Annotated in this window: 2 protein-coding genes and 1 pseudogene; all 3 read left to right on the top strand. The window is 36.8% G+C overall.

Annotated elements, in window-relative coordinates:
* Positions 1-434: 434 nt before the first annotated feature.
* Positions 435-1,634, top strand: coding sequence for an ATP-binding protein (locus RTR63_RS11590; RefSeq protein WP_312524408.1), 1,200 nt, complete (start codon positions 435-437; stop codon positions 1,632-1,634).
* A 96-nt stretch (positions 1,635-1,730) separates the two neighbouring features.
* Positions 1,731-2,867: a Fic family protein gene (locus RTR63_RS11585; protein WP_312524406.1), complete on the top strand. Its 1,137-nt coding sequence runs from the start codon at positions 1,731-1,733 to the stop codon at positions 2,865-2,867.
* A gap of 500 nt (positions 2,868-3,367) precedes the next feature.
* Positions 3,368-3,856, top strand: a pseudogene (locus RTR63_RS11580) (integrase core domain-containing protein); the annotation flags it as partial.
* Positions 3,857-3,883 lie beyond the last annotated feature (27 nt).

The raw sequence follows: 3,883 nt of genomic DNA, 5'->3' as shown, positions 1-3,883 counted from the left end.
AAATTTAGAATAAAAATATTATTGTCAATACATAAATTACAATAAAACACAAAAAAATTGAATAGCCTAATATCATTGATAGGTTTTCATTGAAATAAATAATAGACAATATTATTGAATAAAACTGGGGTAAAAACAATCAAAACTGCTCGTCTTGATTTATTCAATAATAACAGGTGTTTTTGTTGAATTAATATTTAAAGAAAATTTATAACATTTATTTATGAGTTTGTTCTTTGGTGATAAATTGATTATTTATTTTAAAAAATCCGTAAAAACTAGATAAAATGAAATACGCTTCAAATAATGTATATTTTTCTAAAAAAATGCTTTTATTTTCTATTAATTAGAATTTTTAGTTTTAATTGGAAATTAGTTTCCAATATTTTGTTAATTTGCTAAAATTAGAAATAAAATACTAAATGGGATAATTAATGATTTCTCGAGAAAATTATTTACAGCAACTGATTCAATTTAAAGATTCAGATTTTATAAAAGTGATAACCGGGGTGCGCCGTTCTGGTAAATCTGTTTTATTGATGCAATATCGAGATTATTTGCTGTCTCAACAAATTAGTGCAGAAAATATTATTTATCTGAATTTTGAGAGTTTTGAGTACCAGTGGGTCAAAAATGCGGATGATTTTAGCCAATTAATCAATGAAAAACTTAAAGGCAGTGAAAATAAGGTCTATTTGTTATTTGATGAAATCCAATTTGTAGACGGATGGCAAAAAATTATTAATGCGGTCCGAGTTAGCTTTAATAGCGATATTGTGATTACAGGCTCTAATGCGAATTTACTCTCTGGGGAATTGGCGACTTTATTAAGCGGTCGCTATGTGGCGATTAACATTTATCCTTTGTCCTTTAGAGAGTTTTTGTTAGCTAAGCAAGTACCTGTGGATTCTAGGTTGGTTGATAAATATTACCTTGAGTATGAACAATACGGCGGGTTTCCCAGTGTTGTTATAGCAGATGAGCCTTTGAAGGATACCATCTTATCAGGAATTTTTGATTCGATTGTGCTCAATGATATTGCGCATCGGGCAGGGGTGAAAGATACCCATATTTTAAAAAGCGTCATTTTATTTTTAGCTGATAATGTCGGGCAGTTAGTTAATCCAAGCAAAATCAGTAACACATTGACCAGTGAGCGAGTGCCAACCTCGAATCATACCATTAGTAAATATCTTGAATTATTAGAAAATGCGTTTTTGTTCTATAAGGTGCAGCAATATGATATTCGAGGTAAGGGGTATCTTAAGACCAATCCTAAGTACTTTATTGTCGATAATGGCTTAAGGCGTCATGCAATTGGTAAAAAAGCGGCAAATTATGCCAATCGGTTGGAAAATATTGTGTTTTTGGAGCTATTAAGACGGGGCTATACACTGGATGTGGGTCGTTTAGACAGTAAAGAAATTGATTTTGTGGCTCGCAGGGCGGATGAATTGCTGTATGTGCAAGTGACTTATCAAATCCCAGAGAATACCCATGAAACGGATAATTTATTACATATACGAGATAATCATAAAAAGATAGTTATTACAGGAAAGTATGATGAGCGTCGCCAAATTGACGGTATTCCACTGATTTATATTGTGGATTGGTTGTTAGAATCTAATTACTAAACAAAAATCAACTAATATAAAATCAATTATTCTCCGCATATTTTGCGGTAATTGTTTGCTATAATTACCGCATTTACTTTTTATTACTATATATAAATGCTGTATAAAAAATACATTCACGACTATCCTAACTGGACCGATTGGCAAATTGATAATAATCAGTTATTACCATTGGTCGCTAATGTGCGTCTATTACAAGGTAAACTACTTGGTAAAATGCAAAGCCTGGGCTTTGAGTTGCCGCTTGAAGCCCAATTGGACGCTGTGACGCTTGAAGTGATTAAAACGTCTGAGATAGAAGGGGAGATACTCAATAATGAGCAGGTACGCTCATCGGTTGCTCGGCATTTAGGTATTGAACACCTATACGACCCGGATACCCTGGTAACACCCACTCGAGAAATCGATGCTATTGTAGAGATGATGTTAAGAGCCAGTTTTCATTTTGACCAACCACTGACACTTGATGAAATCTTTGCTTGGCATCGGGCGTTATTTCCCACGGGTTTTAGTGGGTTATATAAAATACAGGCGGGCAGACTTCGAGATGATAGTACAGGTGCCATGCAAGTGGTATCAGGGGGCTATGGTCGCACTAAAGTGCATTTTGAAGCACCAGTAGTACAACGATTGCCAGATGAGTTGGCTAAATTTATTGCTTGGTATAATGAGGACCAACCTGATTTAGATTTAACCTTAAAAGCCGGTATTGCGCATTTATGGTTTGTGACCCTGCACCCCTTTGAAGATGGCAATGGGCGTTTAACTCGGGCGATTACCGAGCGTATGCTCGCTAAAAGCGATGGCAGTGGCAGGCGTTTTTATAGTATGTCGGCGCAAATTTTAGCAACTCGGTCAGAGTATTATACGATTTTGGAGTCGACCCAAAAAGGCTTAACGTCAACAACAGATTGGTTGGTATGGTTTTTACAAACGCTCGATCAGGCTTTAACCATGGCACTCACTCGTACCCAAAGAACGGTTGATAAAGCCCAATTTTGGCATCGTCATCGGTATACAACGTTTAATGAACGCCAAGTGATGATGATTAATCGATTGTGGGGCGACTTCTTTGGTAAATTGACCACCAAGAAATGGGCAGCCATGACCAAAACATCGCCAGATACGGCTTTGCGAGATATTAATGATTTGGTCGATAAGGGCGTACTGATTAAATCTGCAGAATCTGGGCGTAGTCAAAGCTATGAGCTAAGCGCTCACGCTGATAGTTAAAATATTGGTATTTCGGTCAATACGCTAAAGTCTTGGAAGCAAGGTCAGCGCGAACCGAGCGGTTCAGCACAAGTTTCACTTAAATTATTGGGCAAAAAACCTGAGCTTATTGATGAGATTGCTCATTTGGCGTAGTTTTCCAACTATATCAATTTCCAGTCTGGCCTAAGTTTATTTTGAGTTTTTGATAAGCTCTAGTAATGGGTTTATCCGACGCTGTTTAATAGACAAGTTAATTTACAAAAATAGGGGATAAAAGCCCCTGTTTTTTGTGAAAATGGAAGTGTCTAGAAAACCAGGGTTTATTAGACAGATGTTTTTAATGAGCAAATATGCCCTAAAAAGGGGGTATAAATGTTCGTATACTTATTGAGTAATCATTGGATAACAAACCATTTATTTTAGCTTGTTAGACACTAATGAACATAATGGGTGGAAAGCTTTTGTAAATTAGAAATTTTTTAATTATCAGATACTTAAGAATAAACAAAAGTCCTTGCCGCCCTATTTTTCCGTTTTCTGTGCTGACCCCTATGAACACCGATATGGTGATGGCGGCTTTAAATCAAGCAATAGCAGATAGAAACCATCCCAAAGATGTCATTCATCACAGTGATCGAGGGGTTCAGTACTTATCCATTCGCTATACTGATAAAATGACGGATTCTGGCGTGATTACCTCTGTTGGTACAACAGGCGACTCCACTTCGGGCATAGCCCTACGTCTTGCACTCGGACGAAGCAGTGCTTCGCTATTTCCTCGCTCAGACAACGCATTGGCTGAAACGATCAATGGGCTTTATAAGTCTGAGGTGATTGATTATTTAAAGCAAAACTAGACTGGTGTGAACGATGTTGAACTGGCAATCCTTTAGTGGGTGGACTGGTTTAATAAAACCCGTTTGCATAGCACGATTGGATGTGTGTCACCCTTTGAGTTTGAAAAGCGGTATTATGATAATTTAATCCTGTCAGGTATTTCTGCCTGACCCAAGTAAACCAGAATCCCATATAGT

The sequence above is a fragment of the Moraxella sp. CTOTU47724 genome (assembly GCF_032014955.1).
GTDB classification, from domain to species: domain Bacteria; phylum Pseudomonadota; class Gammaproteobacteria; order Pseudomonadales; family Moraxellaceae; genus Faucicola; species Faucicola tetraodonis.
The sequence above is the reverse complement of the archived record's forward strand: the minus strand, read 5'-3'. Positions and strand labels throughout refer to the sequence as shown.